Genomic DNA, 25,614 nt, shown 5'->3' on the forward strand with positions numbered 1-25,614 from the left:
ACAGCCGTCCGGGTACGGCCCCGGCGGCGGAGGCGGTACGACGCCCGGGGCCGCCCCCACCGCCGCAGCCGGTAGGCCGGTTCCCCAACCCCCGGCTCACCGGACTGGGCAGCGGCCTGTTCGGCGCCGCCGTGATGCTCGTGCTCGGCTACGTCGACGCGCTGCTGTTCGGGTCGTCGCTCACGGCGTACAGCGTGCTGTTCCTGCCGGTGTGCGTGCTGACCGCGGTCTGGGTGCGCAAGGGCGACCTGATGACCGCGCCGGTGGTCCTGCCGATCGCGTTCACGGTGGGGCTGATCCCGGCGGCCGACACCGGCGGGGGACTCGGCGATCACTTGATGGGACTGTTCACCGCCCTCGCCACGCAGGCCGGGTGGCTGTACGGAGGGACGCTGATCGCCGGCCTCATCGTGACCGTACGCAAGGCCGCCCTGCTGGCACGCAGAGCAGCAGCCCGCCGTCGGCCGCAGTGACCGTCGTCGGCCGACCGTCCCGCTAGTCGGCCTTCTCCGCCGCCCGCATCGCCGCCCCCACGATCCCCGCGTTGTTCTGCAGCTGGGCCGGGACGATCTCCGCCTTGATGCCCTCGATGTAGTGCAGGAACTTGTGGGACTTCCGGCTCACCCCGCCGCCGATGATGAACAGCTCCGGGGAGAACAGCATCTCGACATGGGCGAGGTACTTGCGGACGCGGTGGGCCCAGTGCTCCCAGGTCAGCTCCTCGTCCTCCTTGGCCTTGCTGGAGGCTCGCTTCTCGGCGTCGTGGCCGTGGAGTTCGAGGTGGCCCAGCTCGGTGTTGGGGACGAGGGTCCCGTCGACGAACAGCGCGCTGCCGATGCCCGTGCCGAAGGTGAGCAGGATCACCGTGCCCCGGCGGTCGCGGCCCGCGCCGAAGTGCATCTCGGCGACGCCGGCCGCGTCCGCGTCGTTGACCACCGTCACCGGGTGGCCGCCGAGGCGTTCGCTGAACAACGCGCGCGCGTCGGTGTCGATCCAGCTCTTGTCGACGTTCGCCGCCGTCCGGATCGTGGAGCCGTCGGTGACCACGCCGGGGAACGTGAGCCCGACCGGCCCCGTCCACCCGTAGTGCTCGACGACCTGCTTCACCCCGTCGGCCACGCCGTCGGGTGTGGCCGGGTGCGGAGTGAGCACCTTGAAGCGCTCCTCCGCGAGGTCGCCCCTGTCCAGGTCCACCGGAGCGCCCTTGATCCCGGATCCACCGATGTCCAAGCCGAAGATCTGCATGGCTCTACGTTACGACGCAGGACTGACGGTCACTCCCCGGAGTCACCGGCCCCCGTGCGCTCGGCGATCAGCGCCGCCGCCTCCTCACGCAGGTCACGGCGCAGTTCCTTGGGCAGCGAGAAAGTGATGGACTCCTCGGCGGCCTTGACGAGCTCCACGTCGCCGTAGCCGCGCTCGGCCAGCCACTCCAGAACCTCCTCGACCAGCACCTCGGGGACGGAGGCACCGGAGGTGACGCCCACCGTGGTCACGCCCTCCAGCCAGGCCTCGTCGATCTCGCTGGCGAAGTCCACGAGGTAGGCCTCGCGGGAGCCGGCCAGCTTGGCGACCTCGACCAGCCGCTTGGAGTTGGAGGAGTTGCGGGAGCCGACCACGATGACCAGCTCGGCCTCGGCGCCCATCTGCTTCACCGCGAGCTGACGGTTCTGCGTGGCGTAGCAGATGTCGTCACTGGGCGGGGAGATCAGCTGCGGGAACTTCTCCTTCAGCGCGTCGACGGTCTCCATGGTCTCGTCGACGGAGAGGGTGGTCTGGGAGAGCCAGACGATCTTCGAGGGGTCGCGGACCTCGACCTTGGCGACATCCTCGGGTCCGTCGACGAGCTGGATGTGGTCGGGGGCCTCGCCGGACGTGCCGATGACCTCTTCGTGGCCTTCGTGCCCGATCAGGAGGATGTCGTAGTCCTCATTGGCGAAGCGGACGGCTTCCTTGTGGACCTTGGTGACCAGCGGGCAGGTCGCGTCGATGGTGGCGAGCTTGCCGCGCGCGGCCTCTTCGTGGACGACGGGGGCCACGCCGTGCGCCGAGAACATCACGATGTTGCCCGGCGGCACCTCCTCCGTCCGCTCGACGAAGACGGCGCCCTTCTTCTCCAGGGTCTGCACGACGTACTTGTTGTGGACGATCTCGTGCCGGACGTACACCGGAGCGCCGTACTGCTCCAGGGCTTTCTCGACGGCGATCACGGCGCGGTCCACACCCGCGCAGTAGCCACGGGGGGCGGCGAGGAGGACACGGCGGCCAGGCGAAGCAGTCATGCACCCCATCGTAAGGGTGCGCCGGGTGCGCCGAAGATCGCGCAGGTGACGGCTTGGTGCCGGGATTGACGACGGGGTGTGAGGGGAGGGGGTACAGAGGACGGGCGAGGCGGAGGAAGGGCCGTGACGACCGGGCGGGGCGCCGCGGAAGTACGCCGGACGAAGGACCTGAGGCGGGCCGGAGCCGCGGCTTCCACTGCTCGGTCAACTCCTCGTTCAACTCCTCGTTCAACTCCTCGCCCTCCACTGCCCGTCACCCACGCGCCGCGACCTCCGCCACTCGCCCGCCCCTGTCGGTGCCGCCCGTTACGCTCGGCGCATGGCTGTGAACACGTCCCCCGAATCCCCCCTGCCCGTCGGCGAGGTGTCACGCCTCATCGGCGGCTGGATCGACCGCCTCGGAGCGGTGTGGGTCGAGGGCCAGATCACCCAGCTGTCGAGACGCCCCGGCGCCGGCGTCGTGTTCCTCACCCTGCGCGACCCGTCGTACGACATCTCCGTGAGCGTGACGGCCTACCGCCAGGTCTTCGACGCCGTCGCCGACGTGGTGAGCGAGGGCGCCCGCGTCGTCGTACTCGCCAAACCCGAGTGGTACGCCCCCCGCGGTCAGCTCTCCCTGCGGGCGACCGAGATAAGGCCGGTCGGCGTCGGCGAGCTCCTCGCCCGCCTGGAGATGCTGAAGAAGGCACTCACCGCCGAGGGGCTGTTCGCCCCGGAGCGCAAGAAGCCGCTGCCCTTCCTGCCCCAGCTCATCGGCCTCGTCTGCGGCCGGGCCTCCGCCGCCGAGCGGGACGTCCTGGAGAACGCCCGGCACCGCTGGCCCGCGGTCCGCTTCGAGGTACGCAACGTCCCCGTCCAGGGCGTGCACGCCGTACCGCAGGTCGTCCAGGCGGTGAAGGAGCTCGACGCGATCGACGCCGTGGACGTGATCATCGTCGCCCGCGGCGGCGGCAGCGTCGAGGACCTGCTGCCCTTCTCCGACGAGCAGCTGGTGCGAGCCGTGGCGTCCTGCCGCACCCCGGTGGTCTCCGCCATCGGGCACGAGCCCGACACCCCACTCCTGGACTACGTCGCCGACCTGCGCGCCTCCACCCCCACCGACGCCGCCAAGAAGGTCGTACCGGACGTGGGCGAGGAGTACGAACGCGTACGGCTGCTGCGCGACCGGGCCCGGCGCTGTGTCGAGGCGTTCATCGAGCGGGAGGAGCGCGGGCTCGCGCACGCCCTCGCGCGGCCCTCGATAGAGGACCCGCACCGCATGATCGACGAGCGTGCCGATCATGTGGCGTCCCTCCTCGACCGCGGCCGCCGCTGCCTCGGCCACCACCTCGACCGCGCCGACTCCGAGCTGACGCATACGCACGCACGCGTGGTGGCCCTCTCCCCCGCCGCGACCCTGAAGCGGGGGTACGCGGTGCTGCAGAAGGCCGACGGGCACGTGGTCCGTGACCCGGGCGAGGTGACCGCGGACGAGGCGCTGCGGGCGCGGGTCGCCGAGGGTGAGTTCTCCGTACGAGTCGACGCACGAGCCGATGCATAGGGTGGGCGAATGACCAGCAAGGTGGAAGAGGCACTGGGCTACGAGCAGGCCCGGGACGAGCTGATCGAGGTCGTACGGCGGCTGGAGGCGGGCGGTACGACGCTGGAGGAGTCCCTCGCGCTGTGGGAGCGGGGCGAGGAGCTGGCCAAGGTGTGCCGACGCTGGCTGGAGGGGGCACGGGCACGCCTGGACGCCGCACTCGCCGAGGAGGCCGAGGCCGAGGCAGGGGTCGAGCAGGAAGACGGCGCGGGCGAGCCATAGAACACCGCGTCGGGGTGCCGTTAAGTATGGCGTGGCTGTGAAGCGGATCACCACGTCCGGCTTTTTGTTGAACCTTGAACTTGTGTCGCGTACCGTCGAAGACGAAACCGGTCCCCGGTCCGCTTACCCGCACGCCGCACACCCCGAGAAGGTTCACGCATGTCTCTCGCCCTTGACCCCGCCGCCCAGGACCTGCTGTTCCGCGAGGCCCGCACCGCGAACGCCTTCACCGACGAGCCGGTGACCGAGGAGCAGGTCCAGGCGATCTACGACCTGGTCAAGTACGGCCCCACCGCCTTCAACCAGACCCCGCTGCGCATCACCCTGGTCCGCTCCGCCGAGGCCCGCGAGCGCCTGGTGCAGCACATGGCCGAGGGCAACCAGGCCAAGACCGCCGCCGCCCCGCTGGTCGCGATCCTCTCCGCGGACAACGAGTTCCACGAGGAGCTGCCGACCCTGTTCCCGGCGTTCCCGCAGGCCAAGGACCTCTTCTTCAGCGAGCGCGCGGCCCGTGAGAACGCCGCCGCCATGAACGCCGCCCTGCAGGCCGGGTACTTCATCGTCGGCGTCCGCGCCGCCGGCCTGGCCGCCGGCCCGATGACCGGCTTCGACTTCGAGGGTGTCCGCAAGGAGTTCCTGGACGACGACCACACCCCGCTGATGGTCGTCAACATCGGCAAGCCGGGCCCGGACGCCTGGTACCCGCGCTCCCCGCGCCTGGAGTTCGACCAGGTCGTCACCACGGTCTGAACCGACCGCCCATGACGAAGGCCCCCGGCACTGGTGCCGGGGGCCTTCGTCATACCTGTCGAGTCACAGCCGATCGGCTCACGACCGATCGCTCACGCCGTCTTCAGCGCCGCCGCCATCTGCTTCAGCTGCTCGAACGAGCCCGTGCCCGCCACCACGGTCGTCGCGCCGTTCTCCTGGTGGACGAGCGCGTCGTAGCGGCCGCCGGTGTACCGCGTCCACGTCCGGTCGCCGATCTTCTGGGTGCCCTTGGTCTCCTGGCCGCCCTGGCTGGCCTCTTCGATGAACTCCGACGGCTTCTGAGTGGACTGCTCGATCTGCACGTACTGCCCGTCGGGGGTGTGGAAACCGAGATGCCAGGCGTCGGCCTTGTCGCCCCGGAAGCGTACGGAGGTCGGCTTCCAGGTGTCGGGCAGGCCCTGGGGCGCGGCCACCGGGTAGGACGCCGCCCGGCGGGCCGTCAGCAGTTCGACGCGGTAGTCGACCCGCGGGAGGTCGGGGGTGCCGCCCTCACGGGGAACGAAGAGATAGATGACTCCCGCCGCGAGCACGGTCACTCCCAGGGAGAGCACCATGTTCCGGACCGACTTCTGCTTGCCGTTCGAACCTGCCACGCCCCCTATCGTCGCAGGTGCCCCGGTCTGCTCATCCGTGGGGCCCCCTGCTCATTCTGTCCGCCCGAGGATAGAGTCAGGGTCGAACCCTCATCCGGCCGTCGTCGTATCAGAAAGGTGCGCCTCGATGACCGAGAATCATCATCATCTGCCGTCCGAGCTCGAAGTACCCAGCGAAGCCCCCGACCGCAACCTGGCCCTGGAACTGGTCCGTGTGACCGAAGCCGCGGCGATGGCCGCGGGCCGCTGGGTCGGGCGCGGCGACAAGAACGGCGCCGACGGCGCCGCGGTGCGCGCCATGCGGACCCTCGTCTCCACCGTGTCGATGAACGGCGTCGTCGTCATCGGTGAGGGCGAGAAGGACGAGGCACCGATGCTCTTCAACGGGGAGCAGGTCGGCGACGGAACCGGACCGGAGTGCGACATCGCCGTCGACCCGATCGACGGAACCACGCTGACCGCGAAGGGCATGCCGAACGCGATCGCGGTCCTCGCCGCCGCGGACCGGGGGTCGATGTTCGACCCGTCCGCCGTCTTCTACATGGACAAGCTGGTCACCGGCCCCGAGGCCGCCGACTTCGTCGACATCAACGCGCCCGTGGCGGTGAACATCCGACGGGTCGCGAAGGCGAAGCGGTCGACGCCGGAGGACGTCACCGTCGTCATCCTCGACCGGCCCCGGCACGAGGGCATCATCGAGGAGATCCGGGACGCCGGCGCGCGGATCAAGCTGATCTCCGACGGTGACGTCGCGGGGTCGATCTACGCCCTGCGCGAGGGCACCGGCGTCGACATGCTGCTGGGTATCGGCGGTACGCCGGAGGGGATCATCTCGGCGTGTGCCGTGAAGTGCCTCGGCGGGACCATCCAGGGCAAGCTGTGGCCGAAGGACGACGAGGAGCGGCAGCGGGCGATCGACGCCGGGCACGACCTGGACCGCGTGCTGATGACCGATGACCTGGTCGCCGGGGACAACGTGTTCTTCGTCGCCACCGGCATCACGGACGGTGAGTTGCTGCGCGGTGTGCGGTATCGGTCGGAAACCGCGACCACCGACTCGATTGTGATGCGGTCGAAGTCGGGCACGGTGCGGCGGATTGATTCCGAGCACCGCCTCAGGAAGCTGCGGGCCTACAGCGCGATTGACTTCGACAGGGCGAAGTGAATTAGCGCCACGCTGCTGCGCGGCTCATAAGACGTTGGGCGCCCCCGGTGCGGAGGGGGCGCCCAATTTCTTTGCTTCTCAGCCCGCCTGCGCTATCCGGTTCGTCGCCCTCGCCGCCTTCTTCAGTTCCATCTCGCGGCGGCGGCGCCTGGCCAGGACCACCCGGCGCTCGGCGGCGGTGAGGCCGCCCCAGACGCCGTACGGCTCGGGCTGGAGGAGAGCGTGTTCGCGGCACTCGACCATGACCGGGCAGCGGGCGCAGACCCGCTTGGCGGCCTCCTCACGGGAGAGCCGGGCCGCGGTGGGCTCCTTCGAGGGGGCGAAGAACAGGCCGGCCTCGTCGCGGCGGCACACGGCCTCCGTATGCCATGGGGCGTCTTGATCCCTGTCTCGCACTGGCACCCGCTGGGCCGGAACGGCAGCTACCTGCAGGGACGAATGCGGCGGTTGCAGCACGGTCTACTCCTGACGACGGCTTCGCGAGCGAGAGACGATGCAGCAAGGTCTACCCGCTGTACGCGCGCCTATGCAGTCAGTTTCGAACCGCTGGATTTAGGGGGGTCCTGAGCGCCGCTGCGGGGTGCCCGGGGGGCCTCGGAGGGGCGTGGGAAACGGTTCGATTCACAACCGTCAACGGTCGAAATGCTTGCGCAAACTCCTGTCCAGCTTGCGTTCCACGCGATCGAGAATGTCGGCGACGAGTTTCCCCCGCTTCGGCCGGCCGTCGATGCTGCCGAGCACCGCCCAGCCGTCGACATGGACGACCGGCGCCTGCGGGTCCTCGGCGTCGAGCGTGTCCACCTCGAAGCTGCCGAGCACGCCGCCGCCCGCGGCGCGCAGCGAGACGTTCTCCGGGACGCGGACGTCGACGCTGCCGAAGACCGATATCGCGCGGATCACGACCTGCTGATACTCGAAGAGCGCCTCACTGAGGTCTATCTCCACGCTGCCGAAGATCGCGTACGCGTGGATACGGCGGCCCGCGCGCCAGCGGCCCTTGCGGACCGCACTGCTGAAGACCGCGACCACGTTGTCGTCGGGGTCGGCCGGGAGGGCGCCGGGGGCCGGACGGCCGTAGGCCGGGGAGCGGGGTGCGCGGGGCTGGTGGGCGGCGGGCAGGTCCCGTATGAACACGTCCAGTTCGCCGACCGTCTTGGCCGCCAGCACGCCCTCGACGCGCTCGGCGTGCTCGTCGGCGGTGAGGCGGCCCTCGGCCAGGGCGTCGCGCAGGATGTCGGTGATCCGGTCGCGATCGGCGTCGGAGGCGCGAAGCTCGGCGGCGGCAGCGGGTGCGGTCTGCTTCTGAAGGTCCACGGCAGCAGCGTACCCAAACACGATAGATCGCGATACCCCCGGAGATGACCTGTGGACGACGAACTGAGCCTTACCTCACAAGCTTCCGGCGTTGAACAGGTTCTACGCTGATGAGGCCGCCAATGGAGGCGGCTGCCGTCTGCCGAGTGAGGAATGGGCTGAGATGCCTGAGTTCGCGTACACCGATCTGCTCCCCATGGGAGAGGACACCACCCCGTACCGGCTGGTGACCGCCGAGGGTGTCTCCACCTTCGAGGCCGACGGGCGGACGTTCCTCAAGGTGGAGCCCGAGGCGCTGCGCAAGCTCGCCGAGGAGGCCATCCACGACATCCAGCACTACCTCCGCCCGGCCCACCTCGCCCAGCTGCGCCGCATCATCGACGACCCCGAGGCGTCGAGCAACGACAAGTTCGTGGCGCTGGACCTGCTGAAGAACGCGAACATCGCGGCGGCGGGTGTCCTGCCGATGTGCCAGGACACCGGTACGGCGATCGTGATGGGCAAGCGCGGGCAGAACGTGCTGACGGAGGGCGGCGACGAGGCAGCCCTGTCGCGCGGCATCTACGACGCGTACCTGAACCTCAACCTGCGCTACTCGCAGATGGCCCCGCTCACCATGTGGGACGAGAAGAACACCGGCTCCAACCTGCCGGCGCAGATCGAGCTGTACGCCACCGACGGCGGCGCCTACAAGTTCCTCTTCATGGCGAAGGGCGGCGGCTCGGCCAACAAGTCCTTCCTCTACCAGGAGACGAAGGCCGTCCTGAACGAGGCCTCCATGATGAAGTTCCTGGAGGAGAAGATCCGCTCGCTGGGTACGGCCGCCTGTCCGCCGTACCACCTGGCGATCGTGGTCGGCGGTACGAGCGCGGAGTACGCCCTGAAGACCGCGAAGTACGCCTCCGCCCACTACCTGGACGAGATCCCGGCCGAGGGCTCGCCGCTCGGGCACGGCTTCCGGGACAAGGAGCTTGAGGAGAAGGTCTTCGAGCTGACGCAGAAGATCGGGATCGGGGCGCAGTTCGGCGGCAAGTACTTCTGCCACGACGTGCGCGTGGTGCGGCTCCCGCGGCACGGGGCGTCCTGCCCGGTCGCCATCGCCGTGTCCTGCTCCGCCGACCGGCAGGCCGTCGCGAAGATCACCGCCGAGGGCGTCTTCCTGGAGCAGCTGGAGACGGACCCCGCGCGGTTCCTGCCGGAGACGACCGACGAGCATCTGGACGAGGCGTCCAACGTCGTCAAGATCGACCTCAACCAGCCGATGGACACCATCCTCGCCGAGCTGACCAAGTACCCGGTCAAGACCCGGCTTTCGCTCTCCGGCCCGCTGGTCGTGGCCCGTGACATCGCGCACGCCAAGATCAAGGAACGCCTTGACGCGGGTGAGGAGATGCCGCAGTACCTGAAGGACCACCCGGTGTACTACGCGGGCCCGGCGAAGACGCCCGAGGGCTACGCGTCCGGTTCCTTCGGTCCGACGACGGCCGGCCGTATGGACTCCTACGTCGAGCAGTTCCAGGCGGCCGGCGGCTCCAAGGTGATGCTGGCGAAGGGCAACCGCAGCAAGCAGGTCACGGACGCGTGCGACACCCACGGCGGGTTCTACCTGGGCTCCATCGGCGGGCCGGCCGCCCGTCTCGCCCAGGACTGCATCAAGAAGGTCGAGGTCGTCGAGTACGAGGAGCTCGGCATGGAGGCCGTCTGGAAGATCGAGGTCGAGGACTTCCCGGCCTTCATCGTGGTCGACGACAAGGGCAACGACTTCTTCCAGGACCCGGCGCCGGCGCCGACGTTCACGTCGATTCCGGTGCGGGGGCCCGGGCTGGCGTAGGGCCTTCGGTACTCAGGCCGTCTGCACTCGGAACTCCAGCTTCTGGTAGTCCCCGTCGTCGGTCGAGTGGATGGAACCGCGTGCCGCCTCGTAGTCGCCGGTGCCGCCGGTGATCGCGATGTCGAAGGTGGGCTGCTGCTCCGACTCCTGGAGCGGCAGCAACGCCTGACCGGAGATGTGGCCGCCCGGCAACACGAAGGTGCCCACGCACAGCAGGTCGCCGGGGTTGCCGAGGCGTACCACGGTGCAGGTCACGCCGTCCCTGCCGACCGTCTCGCCGCCCTTGGCGCGATACAGGTCGTCGGCGAAGGCGAAGCTGTCTCCGATGTCGGGTTCCTGCGGCTCGCTCTCGCTCTCGCCGTTCGGGTCCACGACTTCCCTGGCGTAGAGCGTGAACGTCTCGTCGTCCTGGGTGGGGGCGGCGGACGCGGGGAGCGGGGCGCCGAGGGCGACGGCCGCGGTCAGGCAGGCGCCGAGCACGCCGAAGGTCCTGAGGTGGGGAAGCATGTGCTGCCTCCTGTGGGGTAGTGGATCTCTCCCCTCTTCCCTCCCTCATTCATTCTCCGACGGTCACTGCAGGTCCGCCTCCTGGGGGCAGCGGTGAAAGAGGCGGCGGACGCCGGAACATCCGCCCCGCCCCGATCGCTATACGCGGTATGAGCGACTACCGCATCGAGCACGACTCCATGGGCGAGGTCCGAGTCCCCGCGGACGCCAAGTGGCGGGCCCAGACCCAGCGTGCCGTCGAGAACTTCCCGATCTCCGGCCAGCGCATCGAGCGCGCCCACATCGAGGCGCTCGCCCGGATCAAGGGCGCCGCGGCGAAGGTGAACGCGCGGCTCGGGGTGCTCGACAAGGACATCGCCGAGGCGGTCCAGGAAGCCTCCCAGGAGGTCGCCGAGGGCCGGTGGGACGAGCACTTCCCGATCGACGTGTTCCAGACCGGGTCCGGCACCTCGTCCAACATGAACACCAACGAGGTCATCGCGACCCTCGCGACCGAGCGGCTCGGGCGGGACGTCCATCCCAACGACCACGTGAACGCGTCCCAGTCGTCCAACGACGTCTTCCCCTCCTCCATCCACATCGCCGCCACCGCCGCCGTCACCCGTGACCTCGTCCCGGCGCTTGAGCACCTCGCCGCCTCCCTGGAGCGCAAGGCCGCCGAGTTCGCCGACGTCGTGAAGTCGGGGCGTACGCATCTCATGGACGCCACGCCGGTGACGCTGGGCCAGGAGTTCGGCGGGTACGCCGCCCAGATCCGGTACGGCGTCGAGCGGCTGCACGCCTCCCTCCCCCGTCTCGCCGAACTCCCCCTCGGCGGCACGGCGGTGGGCACCGGCATCAACACGCCTCCCGGGTTCTCCGCCGCCGTCATCGAGGAGGTGGCCCGCGCCACCGGGCTGCCGCTCACCGAGGCCCGCGACCACTTCGAGGCGCAGGGCGCCCGGGATGGCATCGTCGAGACCAGCGGGCAGCTCAGGACGATCGCCGTAGGGCTGACCAAGATCGCCAATGACCTGCGGTGGATGTCGTCCGGGCCGCGCACCGGGCTCGCCGAGATCAGCCTCCCCGACCTCCAGCCGGGGTCCTCGATCATGCCGGGGAAGGTCAACCCTGTCATCCCGGAGGCCGTCCTCATGGTCGCCGCGCAGGTCGTCGGCAACGACGCCACCGTGGCCACCGCCGGGGCGGCCGGCAACTTCGAGCTCAATGTGATGCTCCCGGTCATCGCCAAGAACGTCCTGGAGTCGGTCCGGCTGCTCGCCAACGCCTCCCGGCTGCTCGCCGACCGGACCGTCGACGGCATCGTCGCCCACCGCGAACGGGCCCTCGAATACGCCGAGTCGTCACCCTCCGTGGTCACGCCGCTCAACAAGTACATCGGGTACGAGGAGGCCGCCAAGGTCGCCAAGAAGGCGCTCGCGGAGCGCAGGACCATCCGCCAAGTCGTCCTGGAGAACGGGTACGTGGAGCGCGGCGACCTCACCCTGCAGCAACTGGACGAGGCCCTGGACGTCCTGCGGATGACGCGGCCGTAACCGATGATCACGGCTCCGTGAACCGTGACCGGCGCCGCAGCGTCGTATGCCTGTGGCACCTAATATCTGTCCATGGCAGACGGTGGAGCGGTGACGAGGGACGTGGAAGCGGGCGGATCGACGGGCTTCTGGGCGCCCGGGACGCAGATCCTGTGGCGGTACCGGGAGAACGCGGGCCCTCGCTTCCACATCGCGCGTCCCGTCACCGTGGTCCAGGACGACGACGAGATCCTCGCCGTATGGCTGGCGCCGGGGACGCAGTGCGTGAAGCCGGTGCTCGCCGACGGAACGTCCGTGCACCTGGAGCCCCTTGAGACGCGGTACACCAAGCCGCGCTCCGTCCAGCGCGACCACTGGTTCGGGACCGGGGTGCTGAAGCTCGCGCGGCCCGGTGAGCCGTGGTCGGTGTGGTTGTTCTGGGAGCCCGGATGGCAGTTCAAGAACTGGTACGTGAACCTGGAGGAGCCGCTGGCCCGTTGGGCTGGCGGGGTGGACTCCGAGGACCACTTCCTGGACATCTCCGTGCACCCGGACCGCAGTTGGCACTGGCGGGACGAGGACGAGTTCGCGCAGGCCCAGCGGGACGGGCTGATCGACGAACGGCTCGCCGCACGGGTACGGGAGGCGGGGCGTGACGCGGTGGACGTGATCCGCGCCTGGGGGCCGCCGTTCTCGGACGACTGGCCGCACTGGCGCCCGGATCCCTCCTGGGCTGTACCTTCTTTGCCGGAGGGCTGGGATCGCACACCCGCGCAGCTGTCGTCGTGAGACCCTTGATGCGCCCCAGGGCAACAAACGTAGGATCGTCCTCCGCAAGGGCGCGCATGAGCAACTACCGGAGTGTGCGCCGGGCTTGACCGATCGTCACCGAGGGGCGGCAGGACGTGAGCGAGGGTTACCAGGGCGATGCCGGTACGGCCAGACGGCCGGCCGGCGGCACAGGAACTGCCTCCGGCCACGCGGGAATTCCGTTCCTGGGGCACGTATTCCGGGTATCGGAGTTTCGGCGGGACGAACTGCACGCGTGGCGCGCAGCCCCGGACGGATGGATTCGAAAGGCGTGACGGAGCAGCCGACCTCCTTCGAACGCCCCGAGACGGGCGTCGACCCCGCGGAGCCCCGCGGGGCGCTTGTGCGTACCTCGACACCGTCGACGACGCACTCCACGCCGCCGCCCACCCCAGGCGGCGACACCCGCGGGGGCACCGCCTTACCCGCGCAGGCACGCGCCGGAGAGACCCCTTCCACGCCGGGCACCACCACGCCGTCCGGCCCGAGCAAGGAGCCCCCAGACATCGTCGGCAACGGCCCCGAGCACTCACAGCCCTCCGTCGCCGCCGAGCCCGACACACACCGGCCGCGGCCCGTTCCGGAGGGCATCCCGCCGCAGCCCGGCGCCGAGCAGCCGGCGGGCCCGGCCGAGCGGCGCACCGGACAGGGCGTGCAGCCCGGCAGGCCCACGCCCATGCGGCGGGACGGCGACCGGCTGCGCTTTGTGGGCGCCGCCACCCGGCGGATCGCCCGCGGCATAGACCTGGACGAGATCGTGATGGGGCTGTGCCGGGCGACCGTGCCGACCTTCTCCGACGCGATCCTCGTCTATCTGCGCGACCCGCTGCCGGTCGGCGACGAGCGGCCCACCGGTCCCGTCGTGCTGCGGCTGCGCCGCACCGACCGCATTCCGGAGGAGCGCGACACCGAGGGCGGCGGCTTCCTGCCCGCGCAGGCCCCATCGGAGCCGACCGAGCTGTCCGAGCTGTCCGCCCTCACCTCGGAGCTGTGCGAGGTACGGCCCGGCGGCGCGCTCGCCGAGGTGCTGCGCGGCGTACGTCCGGTCTTCGCCGACGCGCCGGCCGCCCGTGCGGCCCTGCCCGAACTCCTCGGCGACGACGGCGAGTTGATCATCCCGGACGGCCAGCGCGCGATCCTTGCCCCGCTGCGCGGCCGGCGCCGTGTCATCGGCGCCGCGGTCTTCCTGCGCCGCCCGGATCGCATCGCCTTCGAGCCCGACGACCTCCTCGTCGCCGCCCAGCTGGCCACGCACAGCGCGCTGGGCATCGACAAGGCCGTGCTGTACGGCCGTGAGGCGTACATCGCCGACGAGCTGCAGCGCACCATGCTGCCGGAGACCCTCCCCCGCCCGACCGGCGTGCGGCTGGCCTCCCGCTACCTCCCAGCGGCCGAGACGGCCCGGGTGGGCGGCGACTGGTACGACGCGATCCCGCTGCCCGGCAGCCGGGTCGCCCTGGTCGTCGGCGACGTCATGGGCCACTCCATGACCTCGGCCGCGATCATGGGCCAGCTGCGGACGACGGCCCAGACCCTCGCCGGGCTCGACCTGCCCCCGCAGGAGGTCCTGCACCACCTCGACGAACAGGCCCAGCGGCTCGGCACCGACCGCATGGCGACCTGCCTCTACGCCGTCTACGACCCGGTGTCGCACCGCATCACCATCGCCAACGCCGGTCATCCGCCGCCCGTCCTGCTCCACCTGGGCGGCCGCGCGGAAGTGCTACGGGTCCCCGCAGGCGCCCCGATCGGCGTCGGCGGCGTCGACTTCGAGGCCGTAGAGCTGGACGCGCCGGCCGGAGCCACCCTGCTCCTCTACACCGACGGCCTGGTCGAGTCCCGGCTGCGCGACGTGTGGACCGGCATAGAGCAGCTCCGCGAGAAGCTCGCCGCGACCGCGCAGCTCACGGGCCCGGACCACCCGCCGCCGCTGGAGGCCCTGTGCGACGAGGTGCTCGACATGCTCGGGCCGGGCGACCGGGACGACGACATCGCGCTCCTCGCCGCCCGCTTCGACGGGATCGCACCCAGCGACGTGGCGTACTGGTTCCTGGAGCCCGAGGACGCGGCACCCGGCCGTGCCCGCCGACTGGCCCGCCGCGCCCTGGCCCGCTGGGGCCTGGAGGAGCTCACCGACTCGGTCGAGCTGCTGGTCAGTGAGGTCGTCACGAACGCGGTGCGCTACGCCTCGCGGCCGGTGACCCTACGGCTGCTGCGCACCGACGTACTGCGCTGCGAGGTCGGCGACGACGTACCGCAACTGCCCCGCCTGCGCCAGGCCCGGGCCACGGACGAGGGCGGCCGCGGCCTGTACCTCGTGAACCGGCTGGCCCGGCGGTGGGGGGCGACGCGGTTGAGCACCGGCAAGGTCGTCTGGTTCGAGTTGAACCGGGGATGACCCGGCGGGCGCGCTGCGACGACAGGGTGCCTGGCGGTGTACGGAAAAAGGGCGCCCGGCGTGCTGCCGGGCGCCCTCGTCGCGTCTACTGGTCGTCGCCGGGTTTGGCCGGGTCCAGGGTGATGTCGTCCGTCGGTTTGTCCGTGGGTTCCACCGTCGGCACCTGAGTCGTCGGTTCCTCCGTCGGCTCCTGGGTCGTCGGTGTCTCCGTCGGCTCCTCGGTCGTCGGCGTCTCCGTCGGCTTCTGGGTCGTCGGTTCCTCCGTGGGCTCCTGGGTCGTCGGCTTCTGACTCGGAGTCGGCGTCCAGGTCGGCAGGACCGCCGCGCCCTGGTCGGTGTCGAGGTCGAACTCGGCGTCCGTCTTCGTCACGCCGAACATGTACGCCGCCCAGATCTCCGCCGGGAAGTCACCGCCGTTGACGCGGTCGTGGCCACCCGCTCCGTACATCTTGGTCTGCTCACCGGTCTTCGCGTCCTCACCGAACAGACCCACCGAGGTGACCAGGTCGGGCGTGTAACCGGTGAACCAGGCCGACTTGTTGTCGTCGGACGTACCCGTCTTGCCGGCGACCTCCTGGCCGTCGCGCTCAGGATTGTCGCGCACGGACCTGCGGGCCGTACCGTCGTCGACCACGCCCGTCAGCACCGAGGTCACCGTGTCCGCGGTCTTTTCGCTGATGACCTGCTCGCCGACCGCGTTCGGCATCTCGATCACACGGCTGTTGTGCTCGGCCTTCTTGATGATGCTCGGGGTGACCTTCTTGCCGTGGTTGTCGAGGGTGGCGTAGACCCCGGCCATCTGCAGCGGGCTCGCGCCCATGGAGCCCAGGGTCTGGGCGGGTACGGCCTGCTCCTTGGAGGTGTCCATGCCGAGCTTGGCCGCCATATCCATGACGTTCGGCATGCCGACGTCGATGCCCATCTGGGCGAAGACCGAGTTGACCGAGGCGTTCATCGCCCGCTGGACGGTGATGTCGCCGTAGTTCGTGTCGTCCTCGTTCTCGGGGGCGAACCCGACCTTGGTGCCTTTGTCCACGGCCGGCCGCTTGCTGGTGCCGTCGTAGAGCGTGTTCGCGGTGATCGGCTTGCCGTCCTGGGTCTCGGCGTTCTCGTCCAGGGCGGCGGCCAGGATCACGGGCTTGAACGTGGAGGCGGGCTGATAGTCCGCGCGGGTCGCGTTGCTGTAGTAGTGCTTGAAGTAGTCCACGCCGCCGTACAGGGCGACGATCTTCCCGGTCTTGGGGTCGACGGAGACGGCACCGGCCTGGACGTTTCGGTCGACCTTGCGCTTCTTCGGGTCCAGCTTGCTGGTCAGCTTTGCCTTGACGGCCTTCTCCAGTGCGGCCTGCTTCTTCTTGTCGATGTTCAGGGTGATGGTCCAGCCCTGCCCCTCGACCTGTCGCTCCGCCTGGGAACGCGTGATGCCGTCCTGCTTCATCAGCTGGTCCTCCAGCTGACGGTTGGCGAGGGCGATCAGGTAGCCCTTCTGGCCCTCCTGGCCGGCGGTGGGCTTGGGCTCCCTCGGCTCCGGGAACGTCATGCCCTGACGCTCGGACTTGTCCAGCCAGCCCTCCTCGACCATGTTGTCCAGGACGTAGTTCCAGCGGGCCGTGACCAGCTTCTTGCCGGTGTCGGACGCCGCCTGCCAGTCGTACTGGCTCGGCGCCTGCAGCAACGCGGCGAGATACGCGCCCTGTTCGACCTTGAGCTTGCTGGCGTCGACGCGGTAGTAGGCCTGGGCGGCGGCCTGGATGCCGTAGGCGTTGCGGCCGAAGTAGCTGGTGTTGATGTAGCCGGCGAGGATCTCGTCCTTGGACATCTCACGGTCGACCTTCAGGGAGATGACCATCTCCCTGAGCTTGCGGCTGACCGTCTGTTCCTGGCTGAGGTAGTAGTTCTTGACGTACTGCTGGGTGATCGTCGAACCGCCCTGCGCGCCCTTGCCCATCAGCGTGTTGAGCAGACCGCGGGTCGTGCCCTTCAGGTCGATGCCGTTGTCGTGGTAGAAGCTCTTGTTCTCCGCCGCGACAAAGGTGTCCTGGACCGGCTTCGGCACCTTGGACAGGTCCACGATCTCGCGGTTGACCTCGCCGTCTCGGGCCAGGACCGCGCCGTCGCTGAACTTGTAGATGTTGCTCTGCAGCTGGGCCGCCTGGGCGGCGGCGTTGTCCTTCGGGATGTCCACGTACAGATACAGCGCGATGAAGGAGCCGATGCCGAGCAGGCACACGCCGAGGAACGTGCCGAGGATCTTCTTCCAGGTGAAGAGCCGGCGTATTCGGCCCTTGCCGTCATCGCCCTTGCCGCGGCCCCTGCTCCCGGCCTTGGCCGCCCGGCGGGCCGCGGCCCGGCCGCCGACGGCCTCCGACGGCGTGCCGATGACGGTGGTCGACTCAGCTGCCCCGCTGTTCGACGGGTTCGACGGAGACCCGGAGGAACGCCGGGGCGCCGCGCGGCGGCCACCGCGCTGCCGCGCTCGTCTGTCTTCCGCTCGTCCCATGGGTCCGTTCCGCTCCGCTTCGCTCTCTGGTCAGCTCCGAAAGCTAACACCGGAAGTTGTGACAAAGACTGGTCGATCCGGTCTTTTACGGACGTGACAATCAGCACCCGTCCCAACGGAACCGACGGCTCAGGGATGCGTAGGGTTGCTCTCGGCGGGTAAAGTGATAGCAGTTAGTTAGCCAGAAGCTAGCCGAAGCCGACCAGCGGATCCGTAGGAGGCTTCGCAGGAAACGGGGGGAACCACCTATGCCGAACGACAAGAACGCCAAGAACGACGGCACATCCGCCACCGCCGACGTACCCGACATGCCCGCCCCGCGTGTGCGCGAGTTCACTGCGCACAGCATCGGCGGCGCGCTCGCGCTGCTGCTCGGACTGGGCGGGCTGCTGGCCGCGGCCGGGCTGATCGCGGGCGGGACCGCCGCGGCCGCCGCGGCCGGCGTCAAGGCCTCGCTGATCATTCCGGGCGCGCTCGTCGCCCTCAGCTCACTCCTCGCGATGTCCGGGCTGAACATGGTCGCGCCGGGCGAGGCGCGGGTCGTGCAGCTCTTCGGGCGGTACCGGGGGACGATCCGGCAGGACGGGCTGCGCTGGGTGAACCCCTTCACCTCCCGCACGAAGATCTCGACCCGGGTCCGCAACCACGAGACCGCCGTCCTCAAGGTCAACGACGCCTACGGCAACCCGATCGAGCTCGCCGCGGTCGTCGTGTGGAAGGTCGAGGACACCGCGCAGGCCAGCTTCGAGGTGGACGACTTCCTGGAGTTCGTCTCCACCCAGACCGAGGCGGCCGTGCGGCACATCGCCATCGAGTACCCCTACGACGCCCATGACGAGGGCGGCCTCTCGCTGCGCGGCAACGCCGAGGAGATCACCGAGAAGCTCGCCGTCGAACTGCACGCGCGCGTGGAGGCGGCCGGCGTACAGATCATCGAGTCGCGCTTCACGCATCTCGCGTACGCTCCCGAGATCGCCTCCGCGATGCTCCAGCGGCAGCAGGCCGGTGCGGTCGTCGCGGCCCGGCGGCAGATCGTCGACGGAGCGGTCGGCATGGTCGAGGCGGCGCTCGCGCGGATCTCCGAGCAGGACATCGTGGAGCTGGACGAGGAACGGAAGGCGGCGATGGTGTCGAACCTGATGGTGGTGCTGTGCGGCGACAGGTCCCCGCAGCCGGTCCTCAACACCGGGACGCTCTACCAGTGACGGTTCCGTCCGGGGGTTCGGCCCCGCAGGGTCGGCCGCAGCGCAAGCAGGTGCTGCTGCGGCTCGACCCGTCCGTGTACGAGGCGCTCGCGCGGTGGGCCGGGGACGAACTGCGGTCCGCCAACGCGCAGATCGAGTTCCTGCTGCGACGTGCCCTCGCGGAGGCGGGGCGGCTGCCGGGTGAGGCCAAGCCGATTCCGCGCCGCGGGCGCCCTCCGGTGGATCCGCCCGAGTCCCAGTAGCAGAACCGTGACAGTCGGCCCCCACCTGGGCCGATATCCGGCAATCGCACCCCCTGGCGCGGTCTACACACTCTGCGTATACAGGTGGCGTATACACCACATGTAGAGTCCTTGACATGTCCATCGGTCACACCCTTCTAGGGCTCCTGGAGTCGGGCCCCCGCCACGGTTACGACCTCAAGCGGGCCTTCGACGAGACGTTCGGTCACGACCGGCCGCTGCACTACGGCCAGGTCTACTCGACGATGTCCCGCCTGTTGAAGAACGGGCTCGTCGAGGTCGACGGGATCGAGCCCGGCGGCGGGCCCGAGCGCAAGCGGTACGCGATCACCGACGCCGGCATCACCGACGTACAGCGATGGCTCGCGACGCCCGAGAAGCCCGAGCCGTATCTCCAGTCGACCCTGTACACCAAGGTCGTCCTGGCCCTGCTCACCCGGCGCGACGCGGCCGACATCCTCGACACCCAGCGTGCCGAGCATCTGCGGATGATGCGGATCCTCACCGACCGCAAGCGCAAGGGGGACCTCGCCGATCAGCTGATCTGCGACCACGCCCTGTTCCATCTGGAGGCCGACCTGCGCTGGCTGGAACTCACCGCCGCGCGTCTCGACAAGCTGGCCGAGGTGGTGGCCAAGTGACACCCCCTCCGGGTTCCCTGCTCGCGGCCGAACAGCTGCGCAAGGTCTACGGTCCGACCATCGCCCTCGACGGCGCCGAGTTCTCCATCCACCCCGGCGAGGTCGTCGCCGTAATGGGTCCGTCCGGCTCCGGCAAGTCGACGCTGCTGCACTGCCTCGCCGGCATCGTGCCGCCCGACTCCGGGTCCATCACGTACAACGGGCATGAGCTTGCCACCATGGGCGACGCCCAGCGCAGTGCCCTCAGACGCTCCGAGTTCGGGTTCGTCTTCCAGTTCGGCCAGCTCGTACCGGAGCTCACCTGCGTCGAGAACGTCGCTCTTCCGCTGCGGCTCAACGGGACCTCCCGCAAGGACGCCGAGAAGGCCGCCCTGACCTGGATGGAGCGGCTGGAGGTCGACGACCTCCGGAAGAAGCGGCCCGGCGAGGTCTCCGGCGGTCAGGGTCAGCGCGTCGCCGTCGCCCGCGCGCTGGTCACCAACCCGCGCGTGCTGTTCGCCGACGAGCCGACCGGCGCGCTCGACTCCCTCAACGGCGAGCGCGTGATGGAGCTGCTGACGGACGCCGCGCGCTCCACCAACGCCGCCGTCGTCCTCGTCACGCACGAGGCCCGGGTGGCCGCCTACTCCGACCGCGAGATCGTCGTACGCGACGGCAAGTCCCGGGACATGGAGCGGGCCGTATGAGCGTGGGGCAGTGGGCCAAGGACCTGGGCATGGGGGTCCGGTTCGCCTTCGCCGGCGGACGTGAGGGATGGGTCCGGGCGCTGCTGACGGCCGTCGGAGTCGGACTCGGCGTGGCGCTGCTGCTGCTGACGACCGCGTTCCCGAGCATGCAGTCCGTCCGGCACGACCGGGAGGAGGCCCGCACCGACATCACCTACAGCGGCAAGGTCATCAAGCAGTCGGACGCCACCCTGCTCGTGGCCAACGTCGACACCGAGTTCCGCGACAAGGACATCCGGGGCCGGGCGTTGGAGCCCGAGGGCCCCCGGGCGCCGCTGCCGCCGGGGCTTGAGAAGTTCCCGGCGGAGGGCGAGATGGTCGCCTCCCCCGCGCTGAAGCGGCTGCTGGAGTCGGACGGCGCGAAGCTGCTGCGGGAGCGGCTGCCCGAGCGGATCGTCGGGACCATCGGCGAGAGCGGGCTGATCGGCTCGCAGGAACTCGCCTTCTTCCGGGGCGGCGACGGCCTCGCGCCGCACATCGACGGCGGCCGGGTGGCCCGCATCGACAGGTTCGGGGACCCGAATCCGAGCGAGCAGCAGACCGACCCCGTGCTGCTCCTGCTGGTCCTCGTCGTCTTCGTGGTGCTGCTGATGCCGGTCGCCGTCTTCATCGCCGCGGCCGTGCGGTTCGGCGGCGAGCGGCGCGACCGACGGCTCGCGGCACTGCGGCTGGTCGGCTCCGACGGCTGGATGACCCGGCGGATCGCGGCCGGCGAGGCCCTGGCCGGCGCGGTGCTCGGGCTGGGATTCGGCACCGGCTTCTTCCTGATCGGCCGTCAGATCGCGGGCACGGTCGAGGTGTTCGACATCAGCGTGTTCCCCAGCTACCTCAACCCCTCCCCCGTGCTGGCCCTGCTGGTCGGCCTCGCGGTCCCGGCGGCGGCCGTGCTGGTCACGCTGTTCGCGATGCGCGGCGTGGTGATCGAGCCGCTCGGCGTGGTGCGTACGGCGAAGCCCTCGCGGCGCAGGCTGTGGTGGCGGCTGCTGCTGCCGCTCGGCGGCCTGGCGATGCTCTGGCCGATGATCGGCCAGGGCCGTGACAACGGCTCCTTCAACGAGTACCTGGTCATCGGCGGTGTGCTCCTGCTGCTGATCGGTGTGACCACCCTGCTGCCCTGGGTCGTCGAGGCGGTCGTCGCCCGGCTCGGCTCGGGTGGTGTCGCCTGGCAACTCGCCGTTCGCAGGCTCCAGTTGAGCAGCGGCACGGCGGCCCGCATGGTCAACGGCGTCGCGGTGGCGGTCGCCGGGGCGATCGCGCTGCAGATGCTGTTCGCCGGGGTGGAGAGCCAGTACACCGAGGACAGCAAGTACGACACCGAGCGGGCACAGATGCAGGTGGCGATACCCAGCGATGTGGAGCTCGACCAGGCGGTGGCCAAGTTCCGGGAGACCAAGGGCGTGCAGAAGGTCTACGCGTACGGCGAGGGGTACCTGGGTGATCGGCCCATGGATCCCGAGCTGAGCACCGAGATGACCGTCGGTGACTGCGACTCGCTGCGCGAGGCCGCCCGGCTGCCCTCGTGCCGGGACGGCGACATCTTCTACGTGACGAAGCCCGGAGACGACGAGTACACCCAGAAGCTGGCGAAGCAGCCCGGCCGGGCCCTGTACTTCGACCCGTCGTACGACGGCGAGGTGAAGCGGCAGAAGATCACCTGGACCGTGCCGCGCGGCATGAAGGAGGCCAGGTCGCGCGAGGACATGAGCGGGCGGGAGCGGAGCGGCTTCCTGGTCACCCCGAAGGCGCTGGCCGTGGCGGATGCGTCGGCGCTGACCGGGCAGGCGTATCTCAAGCTCGACGCCTCCGTGCCGGACGTGCAGGACCGGATTCGGAACACGGCGGCGGCCGTGGACCCGCTGTCGTACCCCATGACCTGGTACTCCACCGAGACGTCCAACCGCTACGACACCATCCGCACCGGCCTGTTCGTCGGCGCCGTCTGTGTCATGGCGCTGATCGGCGCGAGCCTGCTGGTCTCCCAGCTGGAGCAGCTGCGCGACCGCAAGAAGCTGCTGTCGTCGCTGGTCGCCTTCGGCACCCGGCGCCGCACGCTGAGCCTGTCGGTGCTGTGGCAGACGGCGATCCCGATCGCCCTGGGCCTGCTGCTGGCCTCGGCGGTGGGCATGACGCTGGGCGCGGTCCTGCTGAAGATGACGAGCACGCCGATCCTCGTGGACTGGACGAGCGTGCTGTCGATGACCGGCGTCGCCGCCGGCATCGTCCTCACGGTGACGCTGCTCAGCCTGCCGCCGCTGCTGCGGCTGATGCGGCCCGACGGGCTGCGGACGGAGTAGTACAGAGCGGTACGGCAGGCGCAGTGATGCGGCGGTGGGGTTCCGACGGGGGAGGTCGGGGAACCCCACCGCCGTCGCGCTCAGAGGTTGTACTCCCTGATCACCCGCCGGACCTGGGCGAACAGCATGCCGACGTTGACCGACTTGCGGCAGACCACGACGGCCACGATGTCCTGCTGCTCGCTCAGTCGCACGAACAGGTGCGTGAGGTTCTCGCTGTTGACCAGGATCTCCTGGAAGAAGTGGGCGTCACTGGTGATCCCGCGGCGCTCCTTGAAGACGTCCTCGATCATCACGACCGTACGTCCCTGGAACAGGTCGAGCGTCGCACCCGCCAGCAGGTCCAGGACCTCCGGCGGATGGTTCTCCACGGTCTCGTACGACAGCAGCATTCCGGTGGCCATGTCGACCACACCGGAGGCCACGCAGTCGGGGGCGTCGGTACGAAGGTGCTTGACCAGGCCCATCACCTGGTCCGAGAAACCTGAGGTCATACGCTTCGTCGCCATCCCTTCAAACTCCTTCTGATGCTTTGTCGGTGAGGATCAGGTCGATGCGCCGCAGGGCCGACTGGGTCGCCCGGTGCAGGTGGTCCACGTCCATGCCCTCGTCGCCGAGCACGACCATGAGGGCGGTGTCGCCGACGGCGTAGAAGGCGGCACATCCGTGGCTGCCGTACGTCACCGTGCGCCGCAGGGTGCCGCGGGAGGTGGCCTCGGCGGTGCGCCGCGCGAGACCGAGGCCGGCCGCGGCGAGGGCGGCGAGGCCCTCCGGGTCGATCGAGTCGGCGGTGTCCGCGGCGATGAGCAGCCCGTCGGCGGCGGCGACCGCGGTGTCGGTGATGCCGGTGACCTGTTCGCGCAGACCGCGCATTTCCAGGGTCAGGGCTTTGTGATCCATGTACTCGGCTCTCCTGTTTCCTTTATTTCTCTTCACATCTGATCGGCCGGCTCAATGTGGCCGGCACAATGCGGCCGGCTCATTTGGGAATTCCGTTCCAGAGACGGAAGAAGCTGCCGGGTTTGCGTCGGGGCAGTGCGCTCTGCGGGGCGGGCGGGTGCGGTGGCCGGTCCGGGATTTCGGCGGGAGCGGCTCTCCGGGGCCGCAGTGCCCGGCCGTCCGGGAGGGGGCGGACCGGGATCGGCGTGGGCGACTCGACGCAGACCAGGAGTCCGTCGCCGAGCATCCGGGCGATCTCGACCGTCACGGTGTAGACACCGCGCCCGACCCGGAAGGCGAGGTCCCGGGCCGTACGCCGGCCGTCGGCGTGGGCGAGCAGTTCGCGCCGCAGGACGGTGAGTTCGGCGTCCGGTTCGGCGGGGGTCGGTGCGGGCACGGGCCGTTCCCGGTCGGGGTGCACGGGGTGGGGCAGCGCACCGAGGGCGGCGAGCCTGCGGGCCGAGCCCTGCATCAGGCTGAGCGGCGGTTCCCCCACGGGGACGTGCGCGAACGGCTGGGCGGTGGGGACGCGTTCACAGTCGTCCACCCGTCCGGCGGCGATCGCGAACGCGGCGTCGTGCAGCGCCATCGCGCAGACGACCCGGAGCTGGGCGGCCCCCGCGTACCCGCGCGCGATGAGCGCCGTCGCCGGCCAGCGCGCGCCCCCGGACTCCCGTACCAGCTCGGCCCACTGCTCGCCGCTGACCCGCCCGGAGCGCAGCAGCAGTGCCTCGGGGCCCGGAGCCCCGGGGGACTCGGCCGCGACCACCCGTCCCTGGCCGAGGTGGAAGGTGCCGCCCGGTGTCCCGCTGACCCTCAGCTCCCCGGTGAAGCCGTCACGCCCGCATGCGGACAGGGCCCGTGTCAGGTGTTCGTAGCCCGACATCACACCCCTCGCCGTTTCGCACACACGCCTGACGCATAGCGCTGTGGGGGGAATGTGTATCAGCCGTGGCGCATATTCCGGAGGGGGATGTCCCAGCTGTCGCTAGTTGACGGAAGTTGAGTTTCCGGGCGGCGCAAAGAACTGTGTTCGGCGCTCATTTGACCGATTGGCACACGGTTACGGGCAACGGACGCAGGGCCTCGCGCAGGGCTTCCGCCAGTTCCTCGTACTCTCCACCGCGTGCCGCGCCCGTGCGCATGGCGAGGGCGATGCGGCGGGTGGGCGCCGGGTCGGCGAAGTAGCCGGTCAGCAGCTGGTTGCTGCGGGTCGCCTCGACCTTCACGGCGGTGCGCGGCAGCAGGGTGACGCCGAGGCCCCCGGCGACGAGCTGCACCAGGGTGGACAGCCCGGCGGCCGTGGTGGTGACCGGGGCGTCCGCCCGGCCGGCCTCCCGGCAGATGTCGAGGGCCTGGTCGCGCAGGCAGTGCCCCTCGTCGAGAAGCAGCAGGTTGAGCTCCTTGAGGACCTCGCGCGGGATGCCCTCCCGGCCGCCGAGCCAGTGGTCCAGCGGGGTCACGAGCACGAAGTCCTCGTCGAAGAGCGGCAGTTCGGCGACGCCGGGCACGCCCAGCGGCACGGCGAGCAGCAGCAGGTCCAGGCGGCCGGAGGTGAGCCCCTCCACGAGGCTGGCGGTCTGCTCCTCGTGGACCTGGAGGTCGAGGTGCGGATACCGGCCGTGGACCAGCCGCAGCACCGTCGGCAGCAGATACGGCGCCACCGTCGGGATGACCCCGAGCCGCAGCGCCCCGGTGAACGGCGCCCGGACCGCCTCCGCCTCCTCCATCAGTGCCCCGACCTCCACGAGCACCGCCTTCGCCCGTACGGCCAGCCGCTCACCGGCCGGCGAGAGCAGCACCTTGCGGGTCGTACGCTCCAGCAGCGTGACCCCGAGGGTCTCCTCCAGCGCGGACACGGCGCCCGAGAGCGCGGGCTGGCTCATACCGATCGCCGCGGCGGCGTCCCGGAAGTGGAGGTGCTCGGCGACGGCCGCGAAGGCCCGCAGCTGGGCGAGGCTGGGCCGGCGCTTCTTGCCCGCGTTCATCTCTCACCCAAGGTCATCAATAGGTACCTCCGATCAACCTGACCGAGTGTAGCTATTTCCCGTATCAATGCAGGCTGTGCCAGGATCGGTAAGG

25 protein-coding genes are annotated in these 25,614 nt (G+C 70.0%); 14 read left to right on the plus strand and 11 right to left on the minus strand.

The genetic code is table 11. From position 1 onward, the window contains the following. Positions 1-473: DUF6542 domain-containing protein (locus tag POF73_RS39995; protein WP_272124313.1), on the plus strand; the 473-nt coding region annotated here is incomplete at its 5' end. 22 nt (positions 474-495) lie between these two features. On the opposite strand, the gene ppgK is transcribed toward POF73_RS39995, so the two are convergent. After that, the gene (gene ppgK / locus POF73_RS40000) at positions 496-1,245 is read right to left on the minus strand and encodes a polyphosphate--glucose phosphotransferase (RefSeq protein WP_272124314.1); all 750 of its coding nucleotides are present in this window, start codon (positions 1,243-1,245) and stop codon (positions 496-498) included. A 29-nt stretch (positions 1,246-1,274) separates the two neighbouring features. Continuing rightward, a complete protein-coding gene (locus POF73_RS40005) occupies positions 1,275-2,291 on the minus strand; it encodes a 4-hydroxy-3-methylbut-2-enyl diphosphate reductase (protein ID WP_272124315.1) in 1,017 nt (338 codons plus the stop codon). Positions 2,292-2,601: 310 nt separating this feature from the next. Here POF73_RS40005 and xseA point away from each other — a divergent pair, with 310 nt between their 5' ends. The 3 genes from xseA to POF73_RS40020 all read left to right on the plus strand — a co-directional run bounded on the left by xseA (position 2,602) and on the right by POF73_RS40020 (position 4,833). Next, entirely contained in the window at positions 2,602-3,822 is a 1,221-nt protein-coding gene (gene xseA / locus POF73_RS40010) for an exodeoxyribonuclease VII large subunit (RefSeq protein WP_272124316.1), read from the plus strand. A 9-nt stretch (positions 3,823-3,831) separates the two neighbouring features. Next, a complete protein-coding gene (locus POF73_RS40015; protein ID WP_272124317.1) occupies positions 3,832-4,083 on the plus strand; it encodes an exodeoxyribonuclease VII small subunit in 252 nt (83 codons plus the stop codon). Between the two features lie 159 nt (positions 4,084-4,242). Then, positions 4,243-4,833 carry a malonic semialdehyde reductase gene (locus POF73_RS40020; RefSeq protein WP_272124318.1) on the plus strand — a complete coding sequence of 197 codons (591 nt, stop codon included), beginning with the start codon at positions 4,243-4,245 and terminating at the stop codon, positions 4,831-4,833. A 92-nt stretch (positions 4,834-4,925) separates the two neighbouring features. Here the strand turns inward: POF73_RS40020 and POF73_RS40025 are convergent, their stop codons facing one another. Further along, positions 4,926-5,447, minus strand: a complete 522-nt coding sequence (locus POF73_RS40025) for a DUF4245 domain-containing protein (RefSeq protein WP_272124319.1) — start codon at positions 5,445-5,447, stop codon at positions 4,926-4,928. 127 nt (positions 5,448-5,574) lie between these two features. On the opposite strand from POF73_RS40025, the gene glpX reads away from it, so the two are divergent. Then, complete coding sequence (gene glpX, locus POF73_RS40030) at positions 5,575-6,612, plus strand: class II fructose-bisphosphatase (RefSeq protein ID WP_272124320.1); 1,038 nt, start codon at positions 5,575-5,577, stop codon at positions 6,610-6,612. Positions 6,613-6,690: 78 nt separating this feature from the next. On the opposite strand, the gene POF73_RS40035 is transcribed toward glpX, so the two are convergent. Both POF73_RS40035 and POF73_RS40040 read right to left on the minus strand, forming a co-directional pair. Further along, entirely contained in the window at positions 6,691-7,068 is a 378-nt protein-coding gene (locus POF73_RS40035; protein WP_128433454.1) for a WhiB family transcriptional regulator, read from the minus strand. Positions 7,069-7,242: 174 nt separating this feature from the next. Next, positions 7,243-7,926: a DUF1707 SHOCT-like domain-containing protein gene (locus POF73_RS40040; protein ID WP_272124321.1), complete on the minus strand. Its 684-nt coding sequence runs from the start codon at positions 7,924-7,926 to the stop codon at positions 7,243-7,245. Between the two features lie 163 nt (positions 7,927-8,089). Between POF73_RS40040 and POF73_RS40045 the strand changes: the two genes are divergently transcribed. Beyond that, entirely contained in the window at positions 8,090-9,757 is a 1,668-nt protein-coding gene (locus tag POF73_RS40045) for a fumarate hydratase (protein WP_272124322.1), read from the plus strand. A 12-nt stretch (positions 9,758-9,769) separates the two neighbouring features. Here the strand turns inward: POF73_RS40045 and POF73_RS40050 are convergent, their stop codons facing one another. Further along, positions 9,770-10,264 carry an allene oxide cyclase barrel-like domain-containing protein gene (locus tag POF73_RS40050; RefSeq protein WP_272124323.1) on the minus strand — a complete coding sequence of 165 codons (495 nt, stop codon included), beginning with the start codon at positions 10,262-10,264 and terminating at the stop codon, positions 9,770-9,772. 149 nt (positions 10,265-10,413) lie between these two features. Here POF73_RS40050 and POF73_RS40055 point away from each other — a divergent pair, with 149 nt between their 5' ends. The 3 genes from POF73_RS40055 (at position 10,414) to POF73_RS40065 (ending at position 14,986) form a co-directional block, all read left to right on the plus strand. Further along, positions 10,414-11,799 (plus strand): class II fumarate hydratase, encoded by a 1,386-nt coding sequence (locus tag POF73_RS40055; RefSeq protein ID WP_272124324.1) that lies wholly within the window; start codon positions 10,414-10,416, stop codon positions 11,797-11,799. Positions 11,800-11,871: 72 nt separating this feature from the next. Beyond that, a complete protein-coding gene (fomD, locus tag POF73_RS40060) occupies positions 11,872-12,567 on the plus strand; it encodes a cytidylyl-2-hydroxypropylphosphonate hydrolase (protein ID WP_272124325.1) in 696 nt (231 codons plus the stop codon). A 277-nt stretch (positions 12,568-12,844) separates the two neighbouring features. Then, a complete protein-coding gene (locus POF73_RS40065) occupies positions 12,845-14,986 on the plus strand; it encodes an ATP-binding SpoIIE family protein phosphatase (protein ID WP_272124326.1) in 2,142 nt (713 codons plus the stop codon). Between the two features lie 85 nt (positions 14,987-15,071). Here POF73_RS40065 and POF73_RS40070 read toward each other — a convergent pair whose 3' ends face one another. Next, positions 15,072-17,486 carry a transglycosylase domain-containing protein gene (locus POF73_RS40070; RefSeq protein WP_272124327.1) on the minus strand — a complete coding sequence of 805 codons (2,415 nt, stop codon included), beginning with the start codon at positions 17,484-17,486 and terminating at the stop codon, positions 15,072-15,074. A 248-nt stretch (positions 17,487-17,734) separates the two neighbouring features. Between POF73_RS40070 and POF73_RS40075 the strand changes: the two genes are divergently transcribed. From POF73_RS40075 to POF73_RS40095, 5 genes are all read left to right on the plus strand, one after another. Then, a complete protein-coding gene (locus tag POF73_RS40075; RefSeq protein WP_272124328.1) occupies positions 17,735-18,691 on the plus strand; it encodes an SPFH domain-containing protein in 957 nt (318 codons plus the stop codon). Then, complete coding sequence (locus POF73_RS40080) at positions 18,688-18,933, plus strand: hypothetical protein (protein ID WP_272124329.1); 246 nt, start codon at positions 18,688-18,690, stop codon at positions 18,931-18,933. Before POF73_RS40075 ends, POF73_RS40080 begins: the two co-directional genes overlap by 4 nt. Positions 18,934-19,049: 116 nt before the next feature. After that, positions 19,050-19,574, plus strand: a complete 525-nt coding sequence (locus POF73_RS40085) for a PadR family transcriptional regulator (RefSeq protein ID WP_272124330.1) — start codon at positions 19,050-19,052, stop codon at positions 19,572-19,574. Beyond that, positions 19,571-20,260, plus strand: a complete 690-nt coding sequence (locus POF73_RS40090; RefSeq protein WP_272124331.1) for an ABC transporter ATP-binding protein — start codon at positions 19,571-19,573, stop codon at positions 20,258-20,260. The genes POF73_RS40085 and POF73_RS40090 overlap by 4 nt, the downstream gene beginning before the upstream one ends. Then, complete coding sequence (locus tag POF73_RS40095; protein ID WP_272124332.1) at positions 20,257-22,593, plus strand: ABC transporter permease; 2,337 nt, start codon at positions 20,257-20,259, stop codon at positions 22,591-22,593. The genes POF73_RS40090 and POF73_RS40095 overlap by 4 nt, the downstream gene beginning before the upstream one ends. Before the next feature lie 80 nt (positions 22,594-22,673). Here the strand turns inward: POF73_RS40095 and POF73_RS40100 are convergent, their stop codons facing one another. The 4 genes from POF73_RS40100 to POF73_RS40115 all read right to left on the minus strand — a co-directional run bounded on the left by POF73_RS40100 (position 22,674) and on the right by POF73_RS40115 (position 25,520). Then, a complete protein-coding gene (locus tag POF73_RS40100) occupies positions 22,674-23,102 on the minus strand; it encodes a hypothetical protein (RefSeq protein ID WP_272124333.1) in 429 nt (142 codons plus the stop codon). Between the two features lie 4 nt (positions 23,103-23,106). Next, positions 23,107-23,493: a roadblock/LC7 domain-containing protein gene (locus POF73_RS40105; protein ID WP_272124334.1), complete on the minus strand. Its 387-nt coding sequence runs from the start codon at positions 23,491-23,493 to the stop codon at positions 23,107-23,109. Between the two features lie 79 nt (positions 23,494-23,572). Next, positions 23,573-24,418, minus strand: a complete 846-nt coding sequence (locus tag POF73_RS40110) for a MarR family transcriptional regulator (protein WP_272124335.1) — start codon at positions 24,416-24,418, stop codon at positions 23,573-23,575. A gap of 154 nt (positions 24,419-24,572) precedes the next feature. Next, positions 24,573-25,520 carry a LysR substrate-binding domain-containing protein gene (locus POF73_RS40115; RefSeq protein ID WP_272124336.1) on the minus strand — a complete coding sequence of 316 codons (948 nt, stop codon included), beginning with the start codon at positions 25,518-25,520 and terminating at the stop codon, positions 24,573-24,575. Positions 25,521-25,614: the final 94 nt, after the last annotated feature.

The sequence above is a fragment of the Streptomyces sp. HD genome (assembly GCF_028369295.1).
Lineage (GTDB): Bacteria > Actinomycetota > Actinomycetes > Streptomycetales > Streptomycetaceae > Streptomyces.

Excerpts from the sequence above, each read along its gene's own strand:
- ppgK (WP_272124314.1), bottom strand. The coding sequence starts at position 1,245 with ATGCAGATCTTCGGCTTGGACATCGGTGGATCCGGGATCAAGGGCGCT.
- POF73_RS40005 (WP_272124315.1), bottom strand. The coding sequence starts at position 2,291 with ATGGGGTGCATGACTGCTTCGCCTGGCCGCCGTGTCCTCCTCGCCGCC.
- xseA (WP_272124316.1), top strand. The coding sequence starts at position 2,602 with ATGGCTGTGAACACGTCCCCCGAATCCCCCCTGCCCGTCGGCGAGGTG.
- POF73_RS40015 (WP_272124317.1), top strand. The coding sequence starts at position 3,832 with ATGACCAGCAAGGTGGAAGAGGCACTGGGCTACGAGCAGGCCCGGGAC.
- POF73_RS40020 (WP_272124318.1), top strand. The coding sequence starts at position 4,243 with ATGTCTCTCGCCCTTGACCCCGCCGCCCAGGACCTGCTGTTCCGCGAG.
- glpX (WP_272124320.1), top strand. The coding sequence starts at position 5,575 with ATGACCGAGAATCATCATCATCTGCCGTCCGAGCTCGAAGTACCCAGC.
- POF73_RS40045 (WP_272124322.1), top strand. The coding sequence starts at position 8,090 with ATGCCTGAGTTCGCGTACACCGATCTGCTCCCCATGGGAGAGGACACC.
- POF73_RS40050 (WP_272124323.1), bottom strand. The coding sequence starts at position 10,264 with ATGCTTCCCCACCTCAGGACCTTCGGCGTGCTCGGCGCCTGCCTGACC.
- POF73_RS40055 (WP_272124324.1), top strand. The coding sequence starts at position 10,414 with ATGAGCGACTACCGCATCGAGCACGACTCCATGGGCGAGGTCCGAGTC.
- fomD (WP_272124325.1), top strand. The coding sequence starts at position 11,872 with ATGGCAGACGGTGGAGCGGTGACGAGGGACGTGGAAGCGGGCGGATCG.
- POF73_RS40065 (WP_272124326.1), top strand. The coding sequence starts at position 12,845 with ATGGATTCGAAAGGCGTGACGGAGCAGCCGACCTCCTTCGAACGCCCC.
- POF73_RS40070 (WP_272124327.1), bottom strand. The coding sequence starts at position 17,486 with ATGGGACGAGCGGAAGACAGACGAGCGCGGCAGCGCGGTGGCCGCCGC.
- POF73_RS40075 (WP_272124328.1), top strand. The coding sequence starts at position 17,735 with ATGCCGAACGACAAGAACGCCAAGAACGACGGCACATCCGCCACCGCC.
- POF73_RS40085 (WP_272124330.1), top strand. The coding sequence starts at position 19,050 with ATGTCCATCGGTCACACCCTTCTAGGGCTCCTGGAGTCGGGCCCCCGC.
- POF73_RS40095 (WP_272124332.1), top strand. The coding sequence starts at position 20,257 with ATGAGCGTGGGGCAGTGGGCCAAGGACCTGGGCATGGGGGTCCGGTTC.
- POF73_RS40100 (WP_272124333.1), bottom strand. The coding sequence starts at position 23,102 with ATGGCGACGAAGCGTATGACCTCAGGTTTCTCGGACCAGGTGATGGGC.
- POF73_RS40105 (WP_272124334.1), bottom strand. The coding sequence starts at position 23,493 with ATGGATCACAAAGCCCTGACCCTGGAAATGCGCGGTCTGCGCGAACAG.
- POF73_RS40110 (WP_272124335.1), bottom strand. The coding sequence starts at position 24,418 with ATGTCGGGCTACGAACACCTGACACGGGCCCTGTCCGCATGCGGGCGT.
- POF73_RS40115 (WP_272124336.1), bottom strand. The coding sequence starts at position 25,520 with ATGAACGCGGGCAAGAAGCGCCGGCCCAGCCTCGCCCAGCTGCGGGCC.